At 67.9% G+C, this 24,601-nt stretch carries 26 protein-coding genes; 18 read left to right on the forward strand and 8 right to left on the reverse strand.

Features of this window, described 5'->3' with window-relative positions; genetic code table 11:
* Positions 1–104: 104 nt before the first annotated feature.
* The 4 genes from ACSVDM_RS29385 (at position 105) to ACSVDM_RS29400 (ending at position 4,891) form a co-directional block, all read left to right on the forward strand.
* Positions 105–737 (forward strand): TetR/AcrR family transcriptional regulator, encoded by a 633-nt coding sequence (locus tag ACSVDM_RS29385; protein WP_439268978.1) that lies wholly within the window; start codon positions 105–107, stop codon positions 735–737.
* Between the two features lie 67 nt (positions 738–804).
* On the forward strand, positions 805–2,844 hold the full coding sequence (locus ACSVDM_RS29390; RefSeq protein WP_439268979.1) for an MDR family MFS transporter: 2,040 nt from the start codon (positions 805–807) through the stop codon (positions 2,842–2,844).
* Between the two features lie 59 nt (positions 2,845–2,903).
* Positions 2,904–3,533 (forward strand): PadR family transcriptional regulator, encoded by a 630-nt coding sequence (locus ACSVDM_RS29395; RefSeq protein WP_439268980.1) that lies wholly within the window; start codon positions 2,904–2,906, stop codon positions 3,531–3,533.
* 149 nt (positions 3,534–3,682) lie between these two features.
* On the forward strand, positions 3,683–4,891 hold the full coding sequence (locus tag ACSVDM_RS29400) for an FAD-dependent monooxygenase (RefSeq protein WP_439268981.1): 1,209 nt from the start codon (positions 3,683–3,685) through the stop codon (positions 4,889–4,891).
* Positions 4,892–4,912: 21 nt separating this feature from the next.
* Here the strand turns inward: ACSVDM_RS29400 and ACSVDM_RS29405 are convergent, their stop codons facing one another.
* Positions 4,913–5,548, reverse strand: a complete 636-nt coding sequence (locus ACSVDM_RS29405) for an MmyB family transcriptional regulator (RefSeq protein WP_439268982.1) — start codon at positions 5,546–5,548, stop codon at positions 4,913–4,915.
* Between the two features lie 135 nt (positions 5,549–5,683).
* Here ACSVDM_RS29405 and ACSVDM_RS29410 point away from each other — a divergent pair, with 135 nt between their 5' ends.
* Complete coding sequence (locus ACSVDM_RS29410; RefSeq protein ID WP_439268983.1) at positions 5,684–6,037, forward strand: hypothetical protein; 354 nt, start codon at positions 5,684–5,686, stop codon at positions 6,035–6,037.
* A gap of 8 nt (positions 6,038–6,045) precedes the next feature.
* Here ACSVDM_RS29410 and ACSVDM_RS29415 read toward each other — a convergent pair whose 3' ends face one another.
* From ACSVDM_RS29415 to ACSVDM_RS29435, 5 genes are all read right to left on the reverse strand, one after another.
* Complete coding sequence (locus tag ACSVDM_RS29415) at positions 6,046–6,786, reverse strand: ABC transporter permease (RefSeq protein WP_439268984.1); 741 nt, start codon at positions 6,784–6,786, stop codon at positions 6,046–6,048.
* A gap of 36 nt (positions 6,787–6,822) precedes the next feature.
* Positions 6,823–7,509 (reverse strand): phosphatase PAP2 family protein, encoded by a 687-nt coding sequence (locus ACSVDM_RS29420; protein ID WP_439268985.1) that lies wholly within the window; start codon positions 7,507–7,509, stop codon positions 6,823–6,825.
* Between the two features lie 25 nt (positions 7,510–7,534).
* Positions 7,535–7,759: a hypothetical protein gene (locus ACSVDM_RS29425; protein WP_084457587.1), complete on the reverse strand. Its 225-nt coding sequence runs from the start codon at positions 7,757–7,759 to the stop codon at positions 7,535–7,537.
* A 35-nt stretch (positions 7,760–7,794) separates the two neighbouring features.
* Positions 7,795–8,580: an HNH endonuclease family protein gene (locus tag ACSVDM_RS29430; protein WP_067498334.1), complete on the reverse strand. Its 786-nt coding sequence runs from the start codon at positions 8,578–8,580 to the stop codon at positions 7,795–7,797.
* 149 nt (positions 8,581–8,729) lie between these two features.
* Complete coding sequence (locus tag ACSVDM_RS29435) at positions 8,730–9,386, reverse strand: phosphate signaling complex PhoU family protein (protein ID WP_439268986.1); 657 nt, start codon at positions 9,384–9,386, stop codon at positions 8,730–8,732.
* Between the two features lie 103 nt (positions 9,387–9,489).
* Between ACSVDM_RS29435 and ACSVDM_RS29440 the strand changes: the two genes are divergently transcribed.
* The 11 genes from ACSVDM_RS29440 to ACSVDM_RS29490 all read left to right on the forward strand — a co-directional run bounded on the left by ACSVDM_RS29440 (position 9,490) and on the right by ACSVDM_RS29490 (position 20,996).
* Positions 9,490–10,584 (forward strand): calcium:proton antiporter, encoded by a 1,095-nt coding sequence (locus ACSVDM_RS29440; protein ID WP_208115428.1) that lies wholly within the window; start codon positions 9,490–9,492, stop codon positions 10,582–10,584.
* 198 nt (positions 10,585–10,782) lie between these two features.
* Entirely contained in the window at positions 10,783–11,628 is an 846-nt protein-coding gene (locus tag ACSVDM_RS29445; RefSeq protein WP_067498343.1) for an MlaE family ABC transporter permease, read from the forward strand.
* Positions 11,628–12,494: an MlaE family ABC transporter permease gene (locus ACSVDM_RS29450; protein WP_067498346.1), complete on the forward strand. Its 867-nt coding sequence runs from the start codon at positions 11,628–11,630 to the stop codon at positions 12,492–12,494. The genes ACSVDM_RS29445 and ACSVDM_RS29450 overlap by 1 nt, the downstream gene beginning before the upstream one ends.
* A gap of 4 nt (positions 12,495–12,498) precedes the next feature.
* Entirely contained in the window at positions 12,499–13,530 is a 1,032-nt protein-coding gene (locus tag ACSVDM_RS29455; protein ID WP_439268987.1) for an MlaD family protein, read from the forward strand.
* Positions 13,530–14,534: an MlaD family protein gene (locus tag ACSVDM_RS29460; RefSeq protein ID WP_067644918.1), complete on the forward strand. Its 1,005-nt coding sequence runs from the start codon at positions 13,530–13,532 to the stop codon at positions 14,532–14,534. Before ACSVDM_RS29455 ends, ACSVDM_RS29460 begins: the two co-directional genes overlap by 1 nt.
* Positions 14,522–15,529 (forward strand): MlaD family protein, encoded by a 1,008-nt coding sequence (locus tag ACSVDM_RS29465; protein ID WP_439268988.1) that lies wholly within the window; start codon positions 14,522–14,524, stop codon positions 15,527–15,529. Before ACSVDM_RS29460 ends, ACSVDM_RS29465 begins: the two co-directional genes overlap by 13 nt.
* Positions 15,529–16,617, forward strand: a complete 1,089-nt coding sequence (locus tag ACSVDM_RS29470) for an MlaD family protein (RefSeq protein ID WP_356987490.1) — start codon at positions 15,529–15,531, stop codon at positions 16,615–16,617. The genes ACSVDM_RS29465 and ACSVDM_RS29470 overlap by 1 nt, the downstream gene beginning before the upstream one ends.
* Complete coding sequence (locus tag ACSVDM_RS29475; RefSeq protein ID WP_439268989.1) at positions 16,614–17,666, forward strand: MlaD family protein; 1,053 nt, start codon at positions 16,614–16,616, stop codon at positions 17,664–17,666. Before ACSVDM_RS29470 ends, ACSVDM_RS29475 begins: the two co-directional genes overlap by 4 nt.
* Positions 17,663–18,616, forward strand: a complete 954-nt coding sequence (locus tag ACSVDM_RS29480; protein ID WP_067498359.1) for an MlaD family protein — start codon at positions 17,663–17,665, stop codon at positions 18,614–18,616. The genes ACSVDM_RS29475 and ACSVDM_RS29480 overlap by 4 nt, the downstream gene beginning before the upstream one ends.
* Before the next feature lie 131 nt (positions 18,617–18,747).
* A complete protein-coding gene (locus tag ACSVDM_RS29485; protein ID WP_439268990.1) occupies positions 18,748–19,362 on the forward strand; it encodes a hypothetical protein in 615 nt (204 codons plus the stop codon).
* A gap of 62 nt (positions 19,363–19,424) precedes the next feature.
* Positions 19,425–20,996, forward strand: coding sequence for a Na+/H+ antiporter (locus ACSVDM_RS29490; protein WP_439268991.1), 1,572 nt, complete (start codon positions 19,425–19,427; stop codon positions 20,994–20,996).
* A gap of 3 nt (positions 20,997–20,999) precedes the next feature.
* Here ACSVDM_RS29490 and ACSVDM_RS29495 read toward each other — a convergent pair whose 3' ends face one another.
* Positions 21,000–21,557 carry a YdcF family protein gene (locus tag ACSVDM_RS29495; protein ID WP_084457591.1) on the reverse strand — a complete coding sequence of 186 codons (558 nt, stop codon included), beginning with the start codon at positions 21,555–21,557 and terminating at the stop codon, positions 21,000–21,002.
* Between the two features lie 64 nt (positions 21,558–21,621).
* Between ACSVDM_RS29495 and ACSVDM_RS29500 the strand changes: the two genes are divergently transcribed.
* Positions 21,622–23,118, forward strand: a complete 1,497-nt coding sequence (locus ACSVDM_RS29500) for a flavin-containing monooxygenase (RefSeq protein WP_439268992.1) — start codon at positions 21,622–21,624, stop codon at positions 23,116–23,118.
* Between the two features lie 77 nt (positions 23,119–23,195).
* Positions 23,196–23,600 carry a DUF7144 family membrane protein gene (locus ACSVDM_RS29505; RefSeq protein WP_067644895.1) on the forward strand — a complete coding sequence of 135 codons (405 nt, stop codon included), beginning with the start codon at positions 23,196–23,198 and terminating at the stop codon, positions 23,598–23,600.
* Between the two features lie 48 nt (positions 23,601–23,648).
* Here the strand turns inward: ACSVDM_RS29505 and ACSVDM_RS29510 are convergent, their stop codons facing one another.
* Positions 23,649–24,131: a MarR family winged helix-turn-helix transcriptional regulator gene (locus tag ACSVDM_RS29510; protein ID WP_439268993.1), complete on the reverse strand. Its 483-nt coding sequence runs from the start codon at positions 24,129–24,131 to the stop codon at positions 23,649–23,651.
* Positions 24,132–24,601: the final 470 nt, after the last annotated feature.

Raw genomic sequence — 24,601 nt, forward strand, 5'->3', positions numbered from 1 at the left:
CCGTTCGGCGAAGGAATGTCGCTCGCGGCGACGAACACAAACTTAGGTCCAACATAAAAATATGTCAAGAACAATTTTAGGACGAGTTCAGTTACGCTGAGGACATGACTACGCAGCAGGGGTTACGGGCCAGGAAGAAGCAGCAGACCAGGGAGCAGATCTCGCACCGCGCCACCGAGTTGTTCCTCGAACGCGGGTTCGACAAGGTGACGATCGCCGAGATCGCCGCGGCCGCCGACGTGGCGAAGATGACCGTCACCAACTACTTCCCCCGCAAGGAAGATCTGGCCCTCGACCTCGGCTCGGCCTACATCGAACAGCTCGCCGCGATCGTGCGCGAGCGCGTCCCCGGCCAGTCCGCACTGGCCGCCCTGCGCGGCGCCTACCTCGCCGCTGTGGCCGCCCAGGACCCCGTGATCGGTTTCAGCGGCGCGCCGTTCGCCAAGATGATCACCGACAGCCAAGCCCTGACCGCCCGGTTACGGGAGTTCCACGACGAGCGGGAGGCGGCGCTGGCCCGCGCACTCGCCGAGGAGACCGCCGCCGCGCCCGACGACATCACCCCTCGAGTAGCCGCCGCACAGTTGGCAGGCGTGCATCGCGTGTTGTTCGAGGAGATCCTGCGCCGCACCCTCGCGGGCGAGTCGGGCGACGAGATCGCCGCTGCCCTCACCGATTACGCCGAGGTCGCCTTCGATGCGCTCGATCCGGGGCTGGCCGGGTACGCCGTGCGCTGAGATATCGGTCCGATTGCTGCCGTGTCACTGGCCTCTCGCCGGGCGCGGCAACGCCCATACTGGGGCCATGCCGGATGGTGTTGCTGTAGACGAGCCCGTCGCGCCGATGAGCAAGACCAAGATCAATCTTGTATTCGCCACGGTGGTGCTCGGCATGCTGATGGCCGCGCTCGACCAGACCATCGTGTCGGCCGCGTTGCCCTCGATCGTCGCCGATCTCGGCAGCGCGGGGCACATGGCCTGGGTGGTCACCTCGTACCTGCTCGCCGAGGCCGTCGCGACCGTGCTCGCGGGCAAACTCGGTGACCTGTTCGGCCGCAAACTGCTGTTCCAGATCAGCGGCATCATCTTCATCGCCGGTTCCGCGCTGGCGGGTATGGCAGGCGGCATGCCGATGCTGATCCTCGCGCGCGGGATCCAGGGCGTCGGCGCGGGCGGGCTGATGGTCACGTCGATGGCCCTGATCGCCGACACCATTCCGCTGCGCGAACGCGGCAAATATCAGGGCGCGCTCGGCGCGGTCTTCGGCATCACCACCGTCCTCGGTCCCACCCTCGGCGGGCTGTTCACCGACCATGCGAGCTGGCGGTGGTGCTTCTATGTGAACGTCCCGGTGGTCGTCGTGATGCTGGTGATGGCGGCGCGAACGCTGCCCAAACTCGCCGCCCGTACCCGGCCGGTGATCGACTATCTCGGCATCGGCCTGGTCGCCGTCGGTGTGTCGGCGCTGATCCTCGGCCTGGAATTCGGTGGCAACGAGTATCCGTGGGGTTCCTGGCAGATCATCGGGCTGTTCGTGCTCGCCGTCGTGCTGCTCGCCGCGTTCGTGCGGGTGGAGAACCGGGCGAAGGAGCCGATGCTGCCGATGCGGTTGTTCCGCAGCCGGGTGTTCACGGTGTCCTCGGTGCTCAGTTTCATCGTCGGTTTCGCCATGCTCGGCTCGATGACCTACCTGCCCGCCTACCTGCAATACGTCGACGGAGTGTCGGCGACGGTGTCGGGTGTGCGCACCTTGCCGCTGGTCGTCGGCCTGTTCATCACCTCGATCTTCTCCGGTCAGGTGGTCGGCAAGACCGGCCGGTACCGGTATTTCCCCATCGTCGGCATGGCCGTGCTCGCCGTGGGCCTCGGCTTGATGTCGACGATGGACCGGCACACCAGCGTGTGGCTGGAATCGCTGTACATGCTGATTCTCGGCGCGGGCCTCGGGCTGGGCATGCAGGTGCTCACCATCGTCGTGCAGAACACCGTGCCCTACGCCGACCTCGGCACCGCGACCTCCGGTGTCACCTTCTTCCGCACCCTCGGCAGCGCGTTCGGCACGGCGGTGTTCGGCACGCTCTACAGCAACGAGAGCAAAACCGCCCTTGCCGAGGCGATGCGGGCGGCACCTGATGTCCCGCCCGAGGCGGTGGCGGATCCGAAACTGCTGCGTGAACTGCCCGTCGAGCAGACCGCGCCGATCGTCGACGCCTACGCCCGCTCGATCGACCATGTCTTCGCCTGGGTGGTTCCCGTGGCGCTGCTCGGTTTCGTCGTCGCCTGGTTCCTGCCGCAGGTGCGGCTGCGCGACAGCGCGCGCCACGGCGCGGGCGATGTGGGGGAGGGGTTCTCGGTGCCGGACTCGCACGACCGCGTAGTGCAGCTGGAACGCTCGGTCGCGGCGACCGTCCGCAAGGCGCGGGCGAAGGGCCCGATCATTCCCGAACTCATCGCCGCCTCGGGCAGCCGGTTGAGTCCGGACACCGCGTGGGCGTTGGGGCAGGTGTACCTGTACGGCAAACAGGACATGCCCGCCACCGTGTACGGCATCGCCTACCGGCACCGGCTCCCGGTCGAGGTACTCGCCCCGGTCTTCCGGCAGGCGGCCGACGCGGGACTGCTGCACGCCGAGGCGGGCACGCTCGCCCTCACCGACACGGGTCGCGCCGAGGTCGACACCTTGCGGGCCGGGTGGCGGCGCTGGCTGGGTGACCGCCTCGACGACTGGAACTGCGAGGACCCCACCGATCGGGCCCTGCTCGACGAGGCACTGTCGAAGATCGCCACGAAACTCCTCGACGAAGGCGCCGACGGCGATCGGGGCGCCAAGGTCTATACCGGTTGACCACGCCTTGTCACCGATTACTCGTAGACGTATATTCGTAGACGAGTAAGGAGGCGGGCGTGGCGACGAAGCGCAAGGTGAACAATCTGCTGGCCCTGGCCGTGCTCTCGGTCATCGTGCAGCGCCCGATGCACCGCTACGAGATCGCCGCGACCCTGCGCGCGCAGGGCAAAGACCGTGACATGGACATCAAGTGGGGTTCGCTGTACACGGTTGTGCAGAACATGGCCAAGGCCGGTTTCCTCGAAGTCGTCGGCAGCGAGAAGGAGGGGGCGCGGCCCGAGCGGGTGATCTACCGGATCACCGACGCCGGCCGCGCCGAAATGGCCGACTGGACACGCGAACTCCTCGCCGAACCAGAACCCGAACACCACCGGTTCACCGCAGGCCTATCGATCCTGGCGATCCTGCCGCCCGATGAGGTGATCGACCTGCTCGGCACCCGCGTCGCCAGGCTCGAGGAAACCATCGCCCGCGTCAAGAGCGACCTCGGCGCGCTCACCCTGCCACGCCTGTTCCTCGTGGAGACCGAATACGGCCTGGCGATGCTGGAAGCCGAGGCACGCTGGGCGCGCGCCCTGCGCGAGGAGCTGGTGGCAGGCACGTTCGACGCGCTCGACCAATGGCGGCAGTGGCATGCCGACGGCATGCCTGCCGAAAGAGCCCCGGCGGAGAGGAGCGAGAACTAACTCAGCACGTGAAGACCCCGAGCCCGGTGGCGTGCGGCAACACCCCACCGAGCCCGGAGAACCGTCCCGAAACCAGGCGCACCCGGCCTCGAGGCTGGCAACCACAGGATAGCTGGGTGACGTCGGAAATCCCGATCTGGAGATCACCCATGTCCATTCGTTCCGCCCTGATCATCGGCGGTGGCATCGCCGGACCCGTCGCCGCGACCGCCCTGCGCAAAGCGGGCATCGACGCCCACGTCTACGAGGCCTATTCCGGCCCGTCCGAGGGCATCGGCTCCGGGCTGGCGCTGGCACCCAACGGCATCGCCGCCCTCGACATCCTCGGCGCCGGTGACCCGGTGCGCCGCATCGCCTCACCCGTGTCCGGGATGCGCCTGCGCGTCGGTGGCCGCATGCACGAGCTTCCGACGCTGTCGGATCAACCGCCCTTGCAGCTGGTCGACCGCGGCGAGCTGCACCGCACACTGCACGACCATGCCGTCGCCGCCGGGGTGCCGTTCACCTACGACAAACGCCTGATCGGTGTCGACGAACACGACGACGGCGTCACCGCGCACTTCGCCGACGGGTCGAGCGCGACCGCCGATATCCTCGTCGGCGCCGACGGAATCCGTTCCACCGTCCGGGGTTTGATCGATCCGTCCGCACCCGGTCCGCACTACACCGGCATGCTCGGGTTCGGGGCTCAGGTCGACTTCGACATCGACGTTCCCGACGACACCATGGTGTTCGCCTTCGGTGCCAAGGCCTACTACCTGTACTGGAAAGGGGCCGACGGCCAGATCGCATGGGGCGCGAATCTGCCGAGTAAACAGTACCTTTCGTTCACCGAGGCGAGGGCGAAATCACCCGAGCACTGGCTGCGGATCCTGCGCGACACCTACGCGCCCGACACACCGGGCGGTGAATTCGCCCGCCGCACAACGGCCGACACCCTCGAGATCACCGGTGCGCTGCACATCATGCCGCCGGTGCCGCACTGGTATCGCGATCGGCTGGTCCTGGTCGGTGATTCGGTGCACGCGCCGTCGAACAGTTCCGGTCAGGGCGCGTCGCTGGCCATCGAGAGTGCCGTGCAACTGGCCCGCTGTCTCCGCGATATCGACTCGCCCACAGCCGCTTTCGCCGCCTATGAACGGTTGCGGCGGACGCGGGTGGAAGGCATCACGGCCCGGGCCGCGAAGGTCAATCGCAGCAAGACGCCGGGTCCGGCCGCCCGCAAGGTGATGAACGCGGTCATGCCGCTCATGGTGCGGACGGTGATGAACCCGGAGAAGACGATGGGCGCCGAACGTCGCTACCGCATCGACTGGGATGAGCCGGTGCAGCGCGAAATCGCCTCGGCCGCTTCCTGATCCGTGCGCGGCGCTGTGGCTTCATCGCCGTGATGCTCGCAGACGCAGGATGCGGGCGGACTCCTCGTCTGCGGGCAGGAAGGCTTCAAGATGGAGCTCGGCGAGGGTGACATCGGTCGCGGTGGCGAACGAGGTGAGAGTGGTGATCAGGCGAAGGTCACCGTCGTCGGTGCGCAGATGCAAGGGGACGGCGAAGCCGACGTGATCGGGTCCCACAGCGACGCTCGGCAGATACCCCGACAGTTCCTCGATGAGCGCGTCGACGGCGGGGTCGGGGGTGTGGGCGGCTCGGCTGCGCAGTGAGTCGATGATGTGCCTGCCCCATTCGGGCAGGTTGCGCACCCGTGGCGCCACACCGTCGGGGTGCAGCGCCAGCCGGAGCACGTTCATCGGCGCACGCAGCAAGTGGTCGGCCACACCCTCGGTGAACAGGTCGAACGCGGTATTGGCCGTGACCAGTTCACCGCGCGGACGGGCGACCAGCGCCGGATACGGCAGGTGCCCGTCGAGCACAGCGGTGAGCGCCTCCCGTACCGCCGCCAACTCCGGGGCGGCCAGATCGCTTTCGGGAAACACCGGGGCGAAACCGGCGGCCAGGAGCAGGTTGTTGCGATCACGCAGCGTCAGCTCGAGGGATTCGGCCAGCCGCACCACCATCGTTCGACCCGGCTGGGACCTGCCCTGTTCGAGGAAGCTCAGGTAGCGCTGACTCGTCTCGGCTGAGCAACAACGACATCGCCACCCGCTACGTGGGCCCTCTGGAACGAAGCCGATCCCACCAACCGCCGCAAAATGGTCGAGGAGCTGTTCGCGGTCGACGGTGCGCAGTACCTTGTCGACCCGCCGGCGGAGGTGCGAACGGCCGCAGCCGATCTCGCGATCCCGGCGCCGCCGCTCGCGGTGCACGGCTACGACGCACTCGACCGCCGGGTCAGCCGCGCCTACGAAATGTTCCTGGTCGACGGCGAATCCGTGTTCGCCCCAGCCGGACCTGCCGTGGAACTGCCCGCGGGCACCGTCGGCGTCGCGTGGACGATGAACCGCCGCGACGACGGCACCGCCCAGGGCGGCGGCTTCGATCTGCTCGCCCTCGATGCCGACGGCCGCATCGTGACCGACCACCAGTTCATCGAGGGATCACGATGAATGCCGGATCAGGGGCGCGGCCGGCGGACTAAGGCGCGCGCGACCAATTCGAGCGTCACCGCCACCGCGCATGCCTCCGACAGCATCAACCCGATCAGCACGAGCACCTGCACCGCACCAGCCTGCGCGGCGGACCCACTGGTGAGCAGCACACCGATGAACGCGCCGGGCAGGGTGACCAACCCGACCGTGCGGGCCTGGTCGACACCGGGGATGAGCGCGTCGGTCGCCGCGCCCGTGAGCACCATCTTGCGGGCCGGGCGATCGGTGAATCCCAGACTCAGGGCCGCCTCCACCTCACCCCAGCGTTGGCCGATGGCATCGAGCCCGCGCCGGGCCGCCAGCGAGGTGGAGGTCATGGTGCCGCCCAGCAGGATGCCGCCGATCGACACCAGCGTGACGCCGTGGATCGGCACCGCGCCGCTGAGCAGGGTCGCCGGCATCACCGCCGCGATCCCGGTCGCGACGGCGAAGCCGAGCCAGATCCCGGAGCGGCCCGCCTGCGCCCGCCGGACGGCGGTGAACACGGCCGCACCGAACATGACAAGCAGCACGAGCGCGGCCGACCACAGATGCCGAAGCGCGGCCGCGAGAATCAACGCGATCAGACCCAGTTGCAGCACCGCACGGAACGCGGCCTTCGGCACCACGAACGGCGACCCGATTCCGGTGAACCGGTACACCAGTGCCGCCGCGACCACCATGGCCACGCACAGCACGATCAACGCGACGCTGGGTTCCACCGTCATCAGCGAACTCCTTGCCAGATGTGCGGCACGCGCCGGCTAGGGGCGGGTCGTGCCGCGCGCGTGCAGGCGGGTGAACAGGGTGACGCTCAGTGTCAGCCAGAGCAGACCGACGATCCAGCCCGCCAGCACATCGGTGATCCAGTGCACCCCGAGATACACCCGCGACAGCCCGACCGCGATCGGGAAGACCACCGCCACACCGATCGCGGTGCGGCGCACCCAGACCCGGCGCAGGCGCGGGACGAGCGCGATCGCCACCACCCCGACCACCGCCGCCGACCCGAGCGAATGTCCCGACGGATACGACAGACTCAGCTCGGTGACCAGCCGTGACTCCATCGGCGGACGATGCCGGTCGACGATCCGCTTGATGCCCCACACCAACGCGCCCGCGCCGAGCGAGGTGACACCGACCAGCGCGGCCACCGGCAGATCGCGCCGGGCTAGCAACCAGATCACCGTGACGAGGGCCAGAATCGTCATCGCCACGGTGCCGCCGAGATCGGTGATCACCCGCGCCACTGTGGTCAGCGGTTCGCCGCGATGCGCGATCATCCAGTCGAGCACCCGCACATCCCACGGTGTGCCGTCCATATTGCCGACGACCACCCAGGTGAGCAGTCCGAACAGGGCGAGGGCGGTGGCGATGAGCGCGGCCGCGAGCGGTATCCGGTGGCCGAGCCCGGACCAGGCGACCCGGGGGGAGTGGTAGTCGATGGGCATGACTACCAGATTGCCAGCCGGACGCTCAGGCCTCGAAGACCACCGCGTTCCCGGCCACGTCGCGGGTGCCCGCCACCTTCTTGATCGCTTTCACGAGGTCGGCGACGCACTCCCAGGTGCGCGGCGGTTCGGCCTCGATATTGCCGATGGTGTACCAGGTGTCGGTGCCGCGGTAGCGGACCAGGCCTTTACCCGCGTCGTCGAGCATGACGTCGAGCTCGCCCGACACCGTCCCTTCCTCTTCGGTCATGACGGCGCATTCGGCGGTGATCTCGATGGGCTCGCTTATTTGAACTCTCCTCGGCGGAGGCAGTCGTCGACTGCGGTGCGCAACGCGGTGTGCTCGGCGGTATCAACGGTCAGTGCGTACTTTATCTTGACCTTCACGTAGTGCTCGATATAGGCACACCGGAAGTTGCCGGGCGGCAGGTAGTTCGCGGGGTCCTGGTCGCCCTTGGACCGGTTGGCCGACGGGTCGGCGGCGACCAGGTTCATCGCGTCGTTGGCGATGCGGCGGCGGGTGTCCTCGTCGCGGTCGGCGGCACCGGAACGCCAGGCTTCGGCGAGGGCGACGATGTGTTCGGCGTCGACCTTCGACGGGTCGGTGATGAACTTGTAGGGGCCGAGCTGCCCGGTCTTCTTGTCGATGAAGCCGTAGCGGTCCTGCCAGCCGGCCCCCGAAGGCACTGTCAGTTCACAGGTTTTGGGGTCGAGGGTGACCTTGCCGGTGGCGTCGCGCAGCATCATCACGTCGCGGCTGGTGCACTTGGTGTACGTGGCGAGGTCGCCGGTGAAGCCGTGTTCGGGCTTGTTGGTGTCCCAGTGCGGGAACTTCTCGCGGGTGTAGCCCGTCATCGGGCCTTCCTTGGCGACGACGAGGGTGGCGACCAGATCGCCGATCTCCTTGCCCGACACCGTGGCCGCGCCCGCGGAGCCGGGGCCGGGCGCGGTCGGATTCACCTTGTCCAGCAGCGAATTCGCGACTGTCACCACCAGCGCGACAACCATCGCGGCGGCCAGTGCGAGCACTGCGCGCCCGACCGGTGAGCCGCTGATCGAGGACCACTTCATGCCCGTACCACCTGTGCCTTCGTCGAACTGCGAACCGGCACAACCTACGGGGCGAATACCGGTCCGTCGGTCATTGTCGCCTATGACATTCGGCACAGGCCAGGGCAAACGGATTGCAGCTCAATAGCGTTCGCCTATCACGTACCCGCTCAGTCGGGTAGCGAACCGGATTCGGTGGGAATTCCGGTGTCCAGGAAGCGGATCAGCCGCGCGATGCGGGCGGCGTGATCCACGCACCGCTGGAACTGGCTGCCCAGCAGGGCCAGATCGATGGCGGCCGCGGTATCGATACCGGCTTCGGCTGCGGTGAGTACGGAGTTCAGCTGTTTGAACAGGTCGTCCATGGCGGCCGCGTCCGAACCGTCGTCCTCGACGAATCGGCCCGTGGCGACCGAATCGCTGACCCGGGCAACGCATTCGGCGGCCAGCCCGCCCATCGCCACCAGCGCCTGGATCACCGGCGCCGGTGCGACGGCGTCGGGGTGAGCGCGATACACGTACTGTCCCGCGGCTTCCGTGCGCCGCCCGATGCGCGAGAGTTCACCGGCCACCTGGATGGCGGTGACCACGTGGCGCAGGTCGCGGGCGACGGGTGCCTGCAGGGCGAGTAGTGCCATGGTGCGTGACTCGCAGGCGGCGAACATCTGCTGTAGCTGCTCGTCGAGCGCGAAAACCTCGTAGGTGGCCGCCAAGTCGGCGCCCGCCAGCGCCTCGGTGATCCGCTCGGTCGCGTCATGGGCCAGCCGCGACATGTGGGTGAGCTCGTTGGACAGCGCCAAGAGCTCGAGGGTGAACTGGGTCCGCACGCGCTGAATTGTTCCCCATCGCAGCGCGACTGTGAATGCATCGGCGCATGTTCGCGGCCGCGCATCCGGCCGGTGGTGCCGGACACCTGGAACGATGGAGATCATGATCGCCGCATTGACGACCAGATGGACCCTCTTCGTACCGATTCTCGCCGCGCTCGTACTCGCCGTCACGTGGGGGCGCGACATACCGGGCGTGGTGGTGGCGGTGGTCAGTGCCGTGCTGGTGGGGGCGGTGCTCTCGGCGGTTTATCACGCCGAGGTGGTGGCCCATCGGGTCGGCGAACCGTACGGTGCGCTGATCCTGGCGGTGGCGGTCACCGTGATCGAGGTGGCCCTGATCGTCACCATGATGATCTCCGGTGGTGACAAGGCGGCGTCGCTGGCACGCGACACGGTCTTCGCGGCGGTGATGATCACCTGCAACGGCATCTTCGGTCTCGTGCTGCTGGTCGGTGCGCTGCGGCGCCGGATAGCGGTGTTCAATCCGGAGGGCACGGGCGCGGCTCTGGCGACCGTGGCCACCTTGGCCACGCTGAGTCTGGTGCTGCCGACCTTCACCACGAGCAAACCTGGCCCGGAGTTCTCGCCCGCCCAGCTCGCCTTCGCCGCGGTCGCCTCGCTGGCGCTCTACGGGCTGTTCGTGATGGTGCAGACCGTGCGTCACCCTGACGATTTCCTCCCGGTGGAGGCCAGCGGCGCGATCGACGAAGACGAGGGGATGCACGCGGAGCTGCCGTCGAACCGGATCGCCCTGATCAGCCTGGGGATGCTCGTGCTCGCCCTGGTCTGTGTGGTCGGCCTGGCGAAGGTGGTCTCGCCCGCGCTGGAGTCGGGTATCGCCTCGGCGGGGCTGCCCCAGGCCGCGGTCGGTGTGGTGATCGCGATGCTCGTGTTGCTGCCCGAGACGCTGGCGGCGGTCAACTCCGCGCGGCGCAACCAAGTGCAGATCGGTCTGAACCTCGCGCTGGGTTCGGCGATGGCCAGCATCGGGCTCACGATTCCGGTGATCGCGATCGCGACGATCTGGCTGAGCGGACCGCTGGTCCTCGGCCTCGGCGCGACCCAGATGGTGCTGCTCGCGCTGACCTTCGTGGTCGGCACGCTGACCGTTGTGCCAGGTCGGGCCACCTTGCTGCAGGGCGGTGTGCACCTGGCGTTGTTCGCGGCTTTCGTGTTCCTCGCCGCAAGCCCGTAGGTGCGGTGTCGCGGATCACAACCCGCGTGATCCTGTCATCGAAACAGCGGAAAAGCGACGAGGGTCACCCACCCGAAATTTTGTTGTGACGCAGAGTACCGGTTAGCTTGCTGGAGTTGGCACCGACGCCGAAGCCAGAGAGTGCGGTATGAATTTCACCCTGCCCCGCGCTTCGCAAGCGGGCCGGAGGCATTTCTGATGTCGACCGATCTGCATTCCGCGAAGACGGATTCCGCTACCCAGATCGTCCGCGAGAACTTCACCGCCACGGTGGTGTCGTCGCTGCGGACCTTCGGGCGTGCGGTCGACCTCGCGCAGGAGTCGGTCACCGGCACCGTCGCCGACGTGGCCCGCCGCCAGTTCCAATGGCGCGAGACCCTCGTGCAGGCCTGGCGCCTCATCACCGTCACCGCCATCCCGGCTGTGCTCATGGCGATCCCGTTCGGCGTGATCGTCTCGGTGCAGGTGGGCAACCTCATCCACAGCCTCGGCGCCGACTCCATGCTGGGTGCCACCGGCGGCCTCGGCGTCATCAAGCAGGGCGCGCCCATCGCCACCGGCTTCTTGCTCGGTGGCGCGGGCGCGGCGGCCATCGCGGCCGACCTGGGCGCCAGGACCATCCGCGAGGAGATCGACGCGCTCAACACCATGGGCATCAGCCCGGTGCACCGCCTGGTGATCCCGCGCATGATGGCGATGCTGATCGTCGCCCCGATGCTCAACGTGCTGATCATCTTCGTCGGCGTGCTCGCCGGGTACGCGGTGGCCGTCGGCGGTCAGGGCGTGACGCCCGGCAGCTACTGGTCCACCTTCGGTTCCTTCGCGACCGCAGGTGATGTGTGGGTGTCGCTGCTCAAAGCCCTGATCTTCGGGTTCCTCGTCGTCGTCATCTCGTGCCAGCGCGGCCTCGAGGCCAAGGGCGGCCCGCGCGGTGTGGCCGACGCGGTGAACGCGGCGGTGGTGCTCTCGGTGGTCTCGATCGCCATCGTGAACCTGCTGGCCACCCAGATCAGCGCCATGTTCCTGCCGACGAAGTTGGCGTGATGGCTGCCTCCTCCTATCTCCCCACCTCGCTGCACTGGCTGCGCACCCCCGCGCGCCTGGGCAGACGGATCGTCGGCGCGGGTGAATCGCTCGGGTTCGTCGCGGTGTTCGTCTGGCAAGTGCTGTCCTCGGTGCCGCTCACGCTGCGCCGCTACCGCGACGAGACGCTGCGCGCGGTCACCGATATGACCTGGGGTCGCGGCTCGATCATCGTCGGCGGCGGGACCGTGCCGATGATGATCGTGCTCGGGCTGGTGATGGGCGCCTCGGTCGGCGTCGAGTCCTTCGCTTCGCTGGACATGCTCGGTATGGGCCCGGTCACCGGCGTCATCTCCGCCTACGCAACCACCCGTGAGCTGGCCCCCATCGCGGCCGCCATCGGATTCGCCGCCCAGGCGGGCTGCCGGATCACCGCCGAGATCGGCTCGATGCGTATCTCCGAGGAGATCGACGCGATCGAGGCGCTCGGCCTGCGCTCGGTGCCCTTCGTGGTCACCACCCGCGTGATCGCCGGCGCCATCGCGATCGTGCCGACCTTCCTGATCGCGCTGATCCTGTCCTACGGCGCCTGCCGCGGCCTGCTCACCATGGTCTACGGGCAGTCGGCGGGCGTGTACGACCACTACTTCTTCCAGTTCATCTCCGGCTTCGACATGATCGCCGCGGTCATCAAGGTCGCCGTGTTCGGCACGGTAGTGATCCTGGTGCACAGCTACTTCGGGTTCTTCGCCACCGGCGGACCCGAGGGCGTCGGCATCGCCTCGGGTCGCGCGGTGCGGGCCAGTTCGGTGGCCATCGTCGCCATCGACATGGTGCTGTCGATCATGCTGTGGGGCTTCAACTCGGCGATCAGTTTTACGGGGTGAGCTAGTGCCGAATTACGGAATGCCCGGCGTCGCGGCGAATCGGCGCACCTCGCGCCTGACCGGTGTCGTCATCCTCGCGGTGATCGCGGTGGTCGCGCTCGGCTACGTCACGTACTCCAACGTTCGCTCCGAGGAGGGGCTGCGGATCGCGCTGCGCACCGAGCACCTCGGTGACGGCATCGAGTCCGGCAGTCAGGTCCGCGTCGACGGCGTCACCGTCGGTGAGGTCGCCGAGGTGACCCCCGGCGAGCGCGGCACCCAGCAGATCGCGCTGCTGCTAGACGAGAACCGCCTGCACGGCATCGACGACAGCCTCGCCATCGACTACGCGCCGACCAACCTGTTCGGCATCGCCGAGATCGAACTGCGGCGCGGCCCCGGCGGGGCACCGCTGCGGGCAGGCGCGGTCCTCGACCTGACCGGCCCGAACAACGCCCGGGTCTACGACGCGACCATGAGCGCGATCCTGCGCAGTCTCTCGCAGGTCGGCATGACCGTGACGAGCCCGCAGATGGCGACGGTGATCTCCCAGCTCGCCGCCGACTTCAAGGCCTTCACCCCGCTGGTCCAGGCGCTCATCACGGTGGCCAAGACCATTGCCGACAACCAGGACGTCGCGCCTTCGGAACTGTTCGGCAAGCTCGGCCCCGCCTTCGACGGCGGCGGCCAGTTCGCCGGCGCGACCATGCAGGTGATCGACCAGCTCAGCGAGATCAAGGTGACCCAGACCGACAAGGATCGCTACGACATCGGAGTCGGCGTGATCGGCGGCAGCCTGCTGCCCGCCCTGACCACCACCTTGAGCACCGCGGGCGGCCACCTCGCCGAGTCGACCGACATGCTCGCGCCCATGCTGCTCGCGCTGGCGCAGATGTCGCCGAATTCGCGCCACACCGGCGCCGAACTCACCGCGCTGCTGCGGAACCTGCGCGGCGCCATGCCCGACGGCCCGGACGGGCCCGTGCTCAACCTCGATGTCGAGCTCAGCGGTGTGCCCGCCATCGCGGTCCCGCTGTTCGGAAAGGGCGGTGCGTGATGAAGATTCGCGGTGTCGCACTGCGCCTCGGCGTGTTCACGCTGGTGATGGTCGCCGTGCTCGGTCTGGTCTTCACGCTCATCAAACGTCCCGTCTCCGGTGACACCAACGCCCACGACGTGCTGTTCACCGATGCCAACGGCCTCAAGGTCGGCAACGACGTGCGCATGTTCGGTGTGCAGGTGGGCAAGGTCGAGAAGATCTCGCTCGAGGGCGACAAGGCCAAGGTGCGCCTGACGGTCAAGACCGATACGCCGATCTACGACAACTCCAAGCTGGCCATCCGCTACCAGAACCTCACCGGCCAGCGCTATGTCGACCTGCAGCAGGCGCCCAACCCCGGCACCCGCATCGCCGCGGGCGCCCGCATCGGCGCGCACATGACCGTGCCGTCCTTCGACGTGACCAGTCTGTTCAGCGGTCTGAAGCCGGTCCTCGCGACGCTGTCGCCCGAGGCGATCAACCAGTTCACCGCGAGCATGCTCGCGGTGATCGAGGGCGACGGCAGCGGCCTCGGCCCCGCGCTCACCGCCATCGACGAACTCGCGTCCTACGCCGAGAACCGCCAGCAGGTGATCTCCACGCTCATCCGCAACCTGTCGGATCTGGCCGACCGGCACGGCGGCCGGGTCGGTCACCTGCTGCCGCTGCTGGCCCGGCTCACCGACATCTTCGAGGCGATGCAGCGCAATATCGGCGGTGTCGCCGACTTCGCGATGAGTGCGCCCTCGGTGCTCGCGCCGGTCGACCGGTTGCTCGCCTCGCTCGGCTTGGTCGAAGGTGGTGGCGCCGATGTCGACGCGATGATCCGTGCCCTGTTCCCGAATCCGCAGGAGGCCGTGGAGGTTTTCGGCCGCCTGCCCGGTCTGCTGGCCACGGTCGACTCCTCGCTCTCGCGCGGTTTCACCGACTTCACACCGCACTGCAGCAACGGCGCCGCCGAGGTGCCCGCGCCGCTGCAGGTGCTGATCGCCGGACAGAAGGTCACCGTATGCAACCGCTGAAATTCTTCTCCGGTGATCGCCCGATCCTCGACGAAGCGGGCAAACGCGCCCGTGAGCTGCGGATGGGCATCATCGGCCTGACCGCCGTGGTGCTGTTCATCATCGCCGCGGGCGTGGTGTACGTGGTGCCGCTGGGCAAGAACACCTACACCGCCGAGCTCACCGAAGCCCAGTCGGTGCGCGAGGGTGACGACGTGCGCCTGGCCGGAATCTCGGTCGGCAGCGTCACCTCGCTGGAGCTGAAGCCGGACAAGGTCGTCATGCGGTTCACCGTGAACAACGACGTGTTCGTCGGCGACCAGACCTCTCTCGACGTCCGCATGCTCACCGTCGTCGGCGGCCACTACGTCGCGCTGTACCCCGCCGGTTCGGAGCCGCTGGGCGATGAGGCGATTCCTTCCGACCGAATCCGCTTGCCGTACAGCCTGATCGAAACCTTCCAGGACGCCACGGCACCGCTGGCCGCGGTCGACGGCGCGACAGTGCGCGAGAATCTCGCGGCTGCCAATACCGCGTTGCAGAATTCGCCGGAGGCGCTGCGCACCACCTTGGACACGGTCGGCAAGTACGTCGACATGCTCGACCGCCAGCGTTCGCAGGTGTCGAAGTCCATCGCGATCCTCGACGAGTACATCTCCATGTACGACGGCGCCAAGTCCGATCTCGGCAGGCTGATGAACAACGTCAACCTGCTCGAGGACGTGCTGCTGAGCAAGCAGGCCGAGGCGGCTGAGGCGGTCCGGCTGCTCGTGTCGGTGGTGAACCGTCTCGCCACCCTGGCCCCGGGCTGGGAGTCGACCCTGAAACCGCAGGCACAGGCGCTGGCCGACGCACTACCCCGGCTCCAGGAACTCACCGGCCGGTTCGAGCCGGTGATCGCGACGGTGCACGAATTGCAAACCAAGTTGTCGCAGCTGGTGACGCCCGAGGCCGGCGTGGTCGTCGACCAGTCGGACGCACGGGTGTGCGTGCCGCTGCCGGGGAAGGCGTGCTGATGCTGAAAAAGCTCCTCGGATCCCAGGCGTTCATGTCGATCGCCGGTGTCGCGGTGCTGGTCGCGCTCGTCACCGGCGGCTACTTCATCGCCTTCGATCCGTTGAAGAAGACCGAGTCCTATTGCGCGCTCATGCCCGACGCGGTCGGCCTGTACCCGGGCAACCACATCACCATGCGCGGTATCTCCGTCGGTGAGGTGACCTCGGTCCGCAACGAAGGCCCGAAGGTGCGCGTCGATTTCGAGGTCGACGCCGAATACCCGGTCTACGCCGATGCTTCGGCGACGACGGTCGCGTATTCCGTCGCGGCGGACCGCAATCTGGCCGTCCTGGCCAGCGGCAAGGACACCCGCAAGTTCGAGGGCGGCTGCATCACCAAAACGCTGACGCCCAAGAGCATCACCGAAACGCTCACCGCCCTGGCGAGCCTGTCCGAACAGCTCTCGGGCACCAACTCGGGTCAGCCGACCGCCCTGGTCGACGGCCTCGGCGCGCTGGATCGTGCCACGCAGGGCACCGGCCCGACCGTCAACGAGCTCATCACCAAACTGGGTTCGGCGATGAACAAGCCGGACGCCGACATCGGCCATCTCGCAGGCCTTTTCGACGCCTTCGCGTCGGTGTCCAACCGCGTCGCCGCGAACTGGGGTGACCTGCAGTCCATGCTCACCCGGCTCGCGCCGCTGCTGAACATGGCCTCCGACGACCTGCTCGGCCCGGCCACCTCGCTGTTCGACGGGCTCGGCGAACTGCTGCCGATGCTCAACGACCTCACCACCATCCTCGGCGACCCGCTCATCGGCACCCTCGACGGCGCCGTCCCGCTGGTGAAGATGTTGCGCGCCAACGTCGGTTCGCTGCGCGATGTGGTGCTGAAACTGCCCGCGCTCACCTCCGCCTTCCAGAGCGCGGCAGGTGGCACCGCAATCACCTACGCCCCGCCGAAGGTCGCCCTGCCCACGGGTGAGGCCGACCAGGTGTGCGCCGCCCTCAACGCGGTGCTGCCGGGCCAATGCCCTGATCCCGCACAGGGATTGACCGATGTGAACCTCGTGCAAGTCGTGCTCGGAATGGCAGGTGCCCGATGATCAGGTCGCGAAAGAGTCTGCGGCGCACCATGATCGCGCTGGTTGTAGCCGCCGGTCTCGCCGTCGGCGGCTGCGGTTTCGATCCGGCCGATGTGCCGGTCCCTGGATCGTCGGTCAGCGGTGACACCTACCGCGTCCACATCGAGTTCGCCAGCGCGCTGAACCTGCCGTCGAAGTCGAAGGTGATCGCCAACGGCGCCGAGATCGGCACCGTCACCGACGTGCGCGTCGTCCAGCCCGCCGACGCGCCCGCCGGTCGCGGTGGTTACGTCGTCGTCGAGGCCGACATCCTCGAGTCGGTCTCGCTGCCCGCATCGACCATCGCCGAACTGCGCCAGGACACCATTCTCGGCGATATCCACGTCGCCCTGACCACGCCCAAGGACGGCTTCGGTCAGCTGCTGCGTGACGGCGGAACCATCCCCATCGAGCGAACCAAACCCCCTGTGCAGCTGGAAGACACGATGGCGACCATGGCGCTGTTCGTGCAGGGCGGCGCGATCGGTCAGCTGCAGGACATGATCGCCCGGGTGAACTCGGTGATGCCGCAGGATCCGCGTGAGACCGCCCGCATCTCGGCGGTGATGGGTGCCGACGCCGCCGACCTGGCCGCCAACCTCGACCAGGTGGACCTGCTGGTCAACGGCCTCGCCGCCAACGCCGAGGTCATGCACAACATCGAAGGCGAACTCACCGACATCCTCACCCCCGAGGCGGTGCGGGCGCTGTCGGGCACCCAGGACTCCATCGCCAAGACGATGGTGATCTTCAATGCCCTCGGCCCGCTCGCGCACTCCATGGGTTGGCTCGCGCCGCTGGCGAATTCGGGTGACGCGGCCGCGACCGCCTTCCTGCCGCTGCTGATCGGCGCCTCGCCCGACCTGCGGAATCCGACCAACATGGCCCTGCTCACCGACCTGTTGCGCGACAAGATCATTCCCTTCGCCGAGCGCGGCCCGAAGGTGAACGTCACCGGAGTGCAGGTCTCCGAACAGGAGCAGCTGGACCAGATCGTGACGGCCCTGCGGATGATCGGAATGGTGCGATGAAGATCGGAGCACTCGCCTCGCTCAGCGGCATCGCCGCCATCACCGTGCTCGGCGCGACCTATCTGACCTTCGGGGTGGTGCGCGTCGACCCGCTCGCCGACTACACCGAGGCCTCCCTCGAGGTCGCGGACTCGGGCGGCCTCAGCGTCGGATCGCCGATCCTGCTGACCGGCATCGAGATCGGCGAGGTCACCGCCGTCGACACCGACGCGCGCGGGGGAGTGCGCGTGGGTTTCCGCGTAGGTGCCGACCACAAGGTGCCGATGAGCAGCATCGTCACCATCGAGCACCTGTCCTCCCTCGGTGAGCCGTACGTGCAGTTCGTGCCGCCGAGCACCGATGGGCCGTACCTGACCGACGGGCAGCGGCTGGCGGGGGAGAACGTGCGAACCCCGATGTCGATTCCCGAGGTGGCGCGCCTGGTCACCAAGACCGTCGAACAACTCGACCCGACGGTGGTCGACTCGCTGGTCGGCACGCTCGGCACCGCCATGACCGGCACCGAGAACGTGATCCCCGAACTCGCCCGCGCCGGTGACCTGCTCGCGGCGGCCATCATGAGCCGCGCACCCGCCATCGCCGAACTGCAGAACAACTTCGAATACGTTTCCGGTGACATCGCCTGGGCCGGTCCGGCGACCTCCGCCGCCGCGCCCGCGTTCGTCCGCCTGAGTCAGGTGATCGACCAGTTCGTCGAATCCGTCGGCCGCGCCACCGAGGGCGACCCCGAGATGTACCTGCGCGAGGGTGGGCTCGTCCCCGTCCTGAACGAGTTGGTCGCGAAGCTGAACGAGATCGGTCCCGAGCTGTCGGCCCTGCTGCCCGCGCTGCGTCCCCTCACCGAGGCGGTCACCGCCACCGGCCCGCAGCTGGATCTGAGCGCACTCGTCTCCCAGGCGCTGCACAACACCGACGCCGATTCGGTGAAGGTAAGGGTCGCGATCAAGTAAATTTTCGGCAACCGCTGTGTATAGGTATCGTCCCTGCACAGTGACAGTGGCCCGAACTCCGTCGGCCTTCGAGCAACTCTGCGGTAGCCTCCCTGAACGAGGGAGTCCAAGTCCGCGGCGAAGGCGGTGCGATGGCAGGCAGCAGCGAGGGCCCCGAGGAGGAGCCCGCCAGCAGTACCCGGACGATCGCGATAGCGGCGGTGCTCGCCGCACTGCTCGCCCTGGTGGTCGCCGTCGGTTTGGTGCTGCGCGCGAATCAGGGCGACGACGACAACTCCGAGGTCGATCCGATGGGGTCGAACGGTCTGTCGGTCGACGGTCAGCAGGTCAGCGACACGGACCCGAACCCGCCGTGGCCTGCCAGGCGCGTGGGCGGCAATTGCTCGGCGGGCGGCATCGTCGCCCGCTGGCAGGTCGACGACGACGGCAACTGGCGCTGCACCGCAGGCGCCCCGGACACTCCGGCCCCCACGACGCCCGCGCTGCCACCGCCTCCACCGCCGGAACCGGTCCCGGTGGAACTCCCACCGCCGCCACCCCCGGTCGAGGCTCCCTACGAGCCGCCGCCCCCGGCTTACGAACCGCCGGTCTACGACCCACCTCCGCCTCCTGAGCCGGTCCCGGCGCCCGAGCCCATCCCGGTCCCCGAGCCCGCACCTCCGCCACCACCCCCACCACCGGCCATCCAGCTCCCGTTCCCCCTGCCCCCGATCCTGCTTCCACCGGCAGCGGCGACTCTCGGCTGACCTGCGCGAGCGGCGGCGGGTCTGCCGCGTCCGCGGCCCGCGGTCCCCGACACTGGTCAGTTATGGACCAGTTGGTGCTGATTCTGGTGATCCTGCTCGCCGCCGTGCTGGCCGAAGCGCTCGGCGATCGCTTCGGACTCGCACCCTCGATCCTGATGACGGTGTTCGGCTGCCTGCTCGCCCTGATCCCGGCGGTGCCGAGCCTGAACATCCCGCCCGATCTCATCCTCCCGCTGGTCCTGCCACCCCTGCTCTACGCCGCCGCCCGCCGCACGTCCTGGCGTCAGTTCGCCGAACAGTGGCAGGTCATCGCCCTGCGCGCGGTCGGACTCGTCATCGTCACCGCCCTCGCGGTCGCGGTCGTCTTCCACGCCTGGAATCCGGCGGTCGCGGTGGCGGCGGGAGTGGTGCTCGGCGCGCTGGTCGCCCCGCCCGACCCGGTCGCGGCGATGTCGATGGCGGGCCGGCTCGGATTGCCCCGGCGCCTGATCGTCACCCTCGGTGGCGAGGGCCTGTTCAACGACGTCACGGCGATCGTCATCTACACGGTCGGTATCCAGGCGGTCGTCACCGGCGTGTTCTCGCCGTGGCATGCCCTCGGCGATTTCGCGCTCGCCGCGATCGCCGGCGTGCTGGTCGGCCTGCTGCTCGGCTGGCTCGGGAGCAAACTCACCCGCTACCTGAACGACGCCACCTCCCAGGTGGCGCTGAGCCTGCTGCTGCCGTTCGCCGCATACGGCATCGCCGAACACTTCGAAGGTTCGGCGGTCCTCGCGGTGCTGGTGTGCGCGCTGTACCTCACCGACGCGGTGACCGAGATCGGCGACCGCGACTACCGGCTGATCGCCGACTCGTGCTGGGACGTCGTCGAAATGCTCATCACCGGTTTCGCGTTCGCGCTGATCGGGCTGGAACTGCGGGTGGTCATCGAGACCTCCGGCCACAACTGGCGCACCTTGGCCGGGGTGAGCGTCGCGGTGATCGCCGTGGTCGTGCTGCTGCGGCTGGTCTGGCTGATGGGCATGTGGACCGTGACCCACCGCTGGCGCGATGTGGACGACGCGTTCACCTGGCAGGAGGTGATCGTCACCTGGTGGGCGGGGATGCGCGGGGTCGCGACGGTCGCGCTCGCCCTCGCGGTTCCGTTCACCATCGATTCCGGCGCCGAGTTCCCCGCCCGCTCGGAGATTCTGTTCGCCGCGTTCTCGGTCGTCCTGTTCACCCTGCTCGTGCAGGGCCCGACCCTGCCACTGGTCGTCCGCCTGACCGGCGTGCACGCCGACACCCGTCAGGAGCGGGCCCTCGAACGGCAGCTCTGGGAGCGCGTGGTCGGCGCCGAACTCGCCGAGCTGAAGATGATCGCCGCCCGCGACGACCTACCCGACGACGTCTACGAGGACATCAAGGCCAGGCTGCGCCGCCTCTCCGCCAAAGCCGACCCGGAGGCCGCCGACGCCGACGCCAAGGCCGCCATGGACAAGGAACGCAAATCGGTCGCGCAATTCGGTGCGGTCCGCGCCGCCGTGGTCGAGGCGGGCAGGCGTGAGGCGCTGGCCGCCCGCCGCGACCCGGGCATGCCCGCCGACGTCGTCGACCGCGTCACCCGGCGCCTCGATCTCGGGCCGACCCGCTGACCCTCAGGCGTCCTGTTCGCAGTGCTGGTTCACGAAAGCCCGGACGTACCCGGCGGATTGGCGCACATACATCCAGCTCCAGAACCCGAGCCCCGTCTGCGTCGGGCTGGCGACCATGGTGATCTCGCCCTCGAAACACCGGCCGACGATGTAGCGCGCCCGCGAAACATGCGGCGTGAACGTGACGACGATGATGTGACGCCAGCCGTAAATCGTTGCGCGCCTGACTATTTCGCGCGCCTCACCGTCGGTGGTCCAGGGGTCGGGTACGAAACAGGCCACCCGGAAGGCGAATCGGCCCCCGCAGTACTTGTCCATCAGCGGATCGTCGGCACCGGTGGACTGCGAGATCAGCACCTCGGGCGCGTACCCGCGCTCGGCCAATTCGATGCCGACGTCGAATCGTTCGTAGGGCGTTCCGCCGAGGACCACGATCACGTCGGCCGGTCGCAAAGGGTCCACTTGCGGGTACACGAACACCGGTAGCCCGGCGACAGCGGCAGCGAGCACGGTGACGAGTGCGCCGACGAGCAACCATCCCGCACGTCGAAAGATCGACACCGCACCGACGATAGGCGAAATCAGCGTCTTCTCCCACCGCCCGTGAGCAGGCACACTGGTGCCCATGACCGACACCGCCGTAAGCCCCGAACACCTCGACGTCGTCATCGTCGGCGCCGGACTGTCCGGCATCGGGGCCGCCTACCGGCTGCAGACCGAGCATCCGCACCGCAGCTACGCCGTTCTCGAGGCCCGCGCCGATCTCGGTGGTACCTGGGACCTGTTCCGCTATCCCGGAATCCGGTCCGATTCGGACATGTTCACCCTCGGTTACCCGTTCAAGCCGTGGCGGGCCGCGCGTTCCATCGCCGACGGTTCCGCCATCCTCGACTACATCCGCGAGACGGCCGTGGAGAACGGCATCGACCGCCACATCCGTTTCGGGTCACGGGTTATCGGTGCCGACTGGTCGTCGGCGCGGGCCCGCTGGCAGCTGACCATCGCGCACGAGGGTCCAGACGGACCCGAGCTCAGCACGCTGACCTGCTCTTTCCTCTACGCCTGCGCCGGCTATTACGACTACCAGCAGCCGCACGACCCGCAGTTCCCCGGCCGTGCCGAGTTCGCGGGCACGATCGTGCACCCACAGTTCTGGCCCGCCGATCTCGACGTGCGCGACAAGCGGGTGGTGGTCATCGGCAGCGGCGCCACCGCGGTCACCCTCGTCCCCAACCTGGCCGCCGAGGCCGCGCACGTCACCATGCTGCAGCGCAGCCCCACCTGGATCAGCCCGGTTCCCGGCCGCGACAAACAGGCCGACAAGATCCGCGGCCTGCTGCCCGCCGGCCTGGCGCACCGCGTGATCCGCACCAAGAACATCCTGTTCAACATCGGTTTCTATCAGTACTGCCGTCGTCGCCCTGCCGCCGCGCGCAAACTCCTCACCGGTCTGGCCACCCGCATCCTCAAAGACGAGAACCTCGTCGCCCGCCACTTCACCCCCGACTACGACCCGTGGGACCAGCGCCTGTGCGCGGCCCCGGACGCCGACTTCTTCAAAGCGCTGAAGAAGGGCAAGGCCTCGGTGGTCACCGACCACATCGACAGCTTCGTCCCCGAGGGGGTCCGCCTCGCCTCGGGCCAGACGCTGCCCGCCGACATCATCGTCACCGCCACCGGCCTGCGGTTGCTCGCCTTCGGCGGCATCGCCCCCTCGGTCGACGGCAAGCAGGTCGACCTCGCCGATCAATTCGTCTGGCAGGGCGCCATGCTCACCGGGCTACCGAATTTCGCGATCTGCGTCGGCTACACCAACGCCTCCTGGACGCTGCGCGCCGACCTCACCTCCCGCCTGGTCTGCAAGGTGCTCACCCATCTCGATCGCACCGGCGCCCCCGCGGTGGTCCCCGAACCGGGCCGCAACCTGAAACAGCATCCTTTGCTCGACCTGAACGCCGGCTACATCCTGCGTTCGATCGCCGCGTTCCCCAGGCAAGGTGACCGTCATCCGTGGCGGGTCAGGCAGAACTACCTGCTCGACGCCTTGCTCACCCTGCGCACCGACCTCGGTAAGACCCTTCGCCCGGTGCACCGGGTCCGCGAATTCACCCACAACGGGTGAGGTGAACCGGGGACCTGGTTCCTACCGTTGGCCTATGCCGAAGTGGCATGTCCGTTGATCGACGGAAAGGCCGAGTGATGACCAACAGGAACCAACACGAAGTCCGCGACGGAATCGCGGCAGGCACCTCCATCGCCGCCGGGATCCTGCTGGCGGTCGTCGGTGTGCTGCAGATCTTCCAGGGAATCTCCGCCGTGGCCAACGACGATCTGATCGTCGTCGGGCCCGAGTACGCCTACCAGTTCGACCTCACCAGCTGGGGTTGGTGGCACATCGTCCTCGGCGCGATCGTGGTGATCGTCGCGATCGGCCTGATCGCGGGCCAGACGTGGGGCCGGGTAGCGGCCATGCTGATCGCCGCGCTGTCCATCGTGGCGAACTTCCTGTGGCTGCCGTACTACCCGTGGTGGTCGATCATCATCATCGTGCTGGACGTGGTCGTGATCTGGGCGATCGCGACCTGGCACCCGCGCGCCGTCTGAGATCGATACCCGACGCCGCCCGGCTGTTCGCCGGGCGGCGTTGTCGTGTCAGCCCGAGGTCTCACCGACAGGGGAGTCGCCGAGCATGCCGATCAGGTGATGCGACAGCTTCTCGGCGAGCACCGCGAGCTCGGCCTTCTGCGCTTCGTCGAGCCCGTCGAGCACCAATCTGCGGACCGCCACGAGGTAGTCCGGCGTCGCCTCGACGACCTTGGCGAGACCGCTCGGCGTGAGCGCGGCATCGACCCCTCGACCCGTTGTCGCGGCCACCCGCCGGACGAACCCCACCCGCTCGAGCTTGGAAACCACGTGGGACACCCGCGAAATGGAACCGTGCCCACGCGCGGCGAGCATGCTCAGCCGCATCCGGTGGCCCGGTGAATCCTGGAGCAGAGCCAGCACCCGGTATTCGAAGTGCGTCAACCCGAACTCGCGTTGCAGCCGGGAGTCGAGCACGCTGGGGACCCGCATCGCGAGGGTGACCACAGCGCCCCACGCACGACGTTCGACCGAGTCGAGATCGTCGGTCACCACGGCCCCTCTCCCACACGATATTTGCTCAGCGATTGCTGATTGTCGGAAAACTGTATATCGGCCGGTGGTCCGTGTCCACGCGAGACCGACATGTCTCCCGGTGAGATGCTTGCCTGAACGGCGGGACTTGTGTAGGGCTGACAAGTTGCGGGGCGATCGCCCCGCGCACGGCACGCCCGGTCGACCAGGCGATTTGACTTCGTCGTCGGGGCTGCGTAACTTAGTTCGAGTCAGAGCGACACGGACACCGACCCGGCCACGAGATGGCGGGGACACGAGGTAGGACGATGAGCGCCTGGCAGCCAAGTGGCCAGAACCCCGGATTTGCTTCGGATGGTTCTCTGCGCTAGGTTGGAACAGTTGCCTTGCTGAAGCCCCTACGACAAGTTGCGGGTGGATGTTTGTGCGTGTGTTCTTTGAGAACTCAATAGTGTGTCGATGAATGTCAGTGCCAATATTTTTATTGG

It is taken from the genome of Nocardia sp. JW2 (assembly GCF_051843015.1).
In the GTDB taxonomy this organism is placed as follows: Bacteria; Actinomycetota; Actinomycetes; order Mycobacteriales; family Mycobacteriaceae; genus Nocardia; species Nocardia coubleae.

Bases quoted from the DNA above. Each gene is read 5' to 3' on its own strand.
- ACSVDM_RS29500 (WP_439268992.1), top strand. From the start codon at position 21,622: ATGACCGACACCGCCGTAAGCCCCGAACACCTCGACGTCGTCATCGTC.
- ACSVDM_RS29415 (WP_439268984.1), bottom strand. From the start codon at position 6,786: ATGACGGTGGAACCCAGCGTCGCGTTGATCGTGCTGTGCGTGGCCATG.
- ACSVDM_RS29490 (WP_439268991.1), top strand. From the start codon at position 19,425: ATGGACCAGTTGGTGCTGATTCTGGTGATCCTGCTCGCCGCCGTGCTG.
- ACSVDM_RS29485 (WP_439268990.1), top strand. From the start codon at position 18,748: ATGGCAGGCAGCAGCGAGGGCCCCGAGGAGGAGCCCGCCAGCAGTACC.
- ACSVDM_RS29385 (WP_439268978.1), top strand. From the start codon at position 105: ATGACTACGCAGCAGGGGTTACGGGCCAGGAAGAAGCAGCAGACCAGG.
- ACSVDM_RS29480 (WP_067498359.1), top strand. From the start codon at position 17,663: ATGAAGATCGGAGCACTCGCCTCGCTCAGCGGCATCGCCGCCATCACC.
- ACSVDM_RS29470 (WP_356987490.1), top strand. From the start codon at position 15,529: ATGCTGAAAAAGCTCCTCGGATCCCAGGCGTTCATGTCGATCGCCGGT.
- ACSVDM_RS29425 (WP_084457587.1), bottom strand. From the start codon at position 7,759: ATGACCGAAGAGGAAGGGACGGTGTCGGGCGAGCTCGACGTCATGCTC.
- ACSVDM_RS29390 (WP_439268979.1), top strand. From the start codon at position 805: ATGCCGGATGGTGTTGCTGTAGACGAGCCCGTCGCGCCGATGAGCAAG.
- ACSVDM_RS29475 (WP_439268989.1), top strand. From the start codon at position 16,614: ATGATCAGGTCGCGAAAGAGTCTGCGGCGCACCATGATCGCGCTGGTT.
- ACSVDM_RS29410 (WP_439268983.1), top strand. From the start codon at position 5,684: ATGGTCGAGGAGCTGTTCGCGGTCGACGGTGCGCAGTACCTTGTCGAC.
- ACSVDM_RS29405 (WP_439268982.1), bottom strand. From the start codon at position 5,548: ATGGTGGTGCGGCTGGCCGAATCCCTCGAGCTGACGCTGCGTGATCGC.
- ACSVDM_RS29450 (WP_067498346.1), top strand. From the start codon at position 11,628: ATGGCTGCCTCCTCCTATCTCCCCACCTCGCTGCACTGGCTGCGCACC.
- ACSVDM_RS29430 (WP_067498334.1), bottom strand. From the start codon at position 8,580: ATGAAGTGGTCCTCGATCAGCGGCTCACCGGTCGGGCGCGCAGTGCTC.
- ACSVDM_RS29400 (WP_439268981.1), top strand. From the start codon at position 3,683: ATGTCCATTCGTTCCGCCCTGATCATCGGCGGTGGCATCGCCGGACCC.
- ACSVDM_RS29505 (WP_067644895.1), top strand. From the start codon at position 23,196: ATGACCAACAGGAACCAACACGAAGTCCGCGACGGAATCGCGGCAGGC.
- ACSVDM_RS29460 (WP_067644918.1), top strand. From the start codon at position 13,530: ATGAAGATTCGCGGTGTCGCACTGCGCCTCGGCGTGTTCACGCTGGTG.
- ACSVDM_RS29440 (WP_208115428.1), top strand. From the start codon at position 9,490: ATGATCGCCGCATTGACGACCAGATGGACCCTCTTCGTACCGATTCTC.
- ACSVDM_RS29420 (WP_439268985.1), bottom strand. From the start codon at position 7,509: ATGCCCATCGACTACCACTCCCCCCGGGTCGCCTGGTCCGGGCTCGGC.
- ACSVDM_RS29445 (WP_067498343.1), top strand. From the start codon at position 10,783: ATGTCGACCGATCTGCATTCCGCGAAGACGGATTCCGCTACCCAGATC.
- ACSVDM_RS29465 (WP_439268988.1), top strand. From the start codon at position 14,522: ATGCAACCGCTGAAATTCTTCTCCGGTGATCGCCCGATCCTCGACGAA.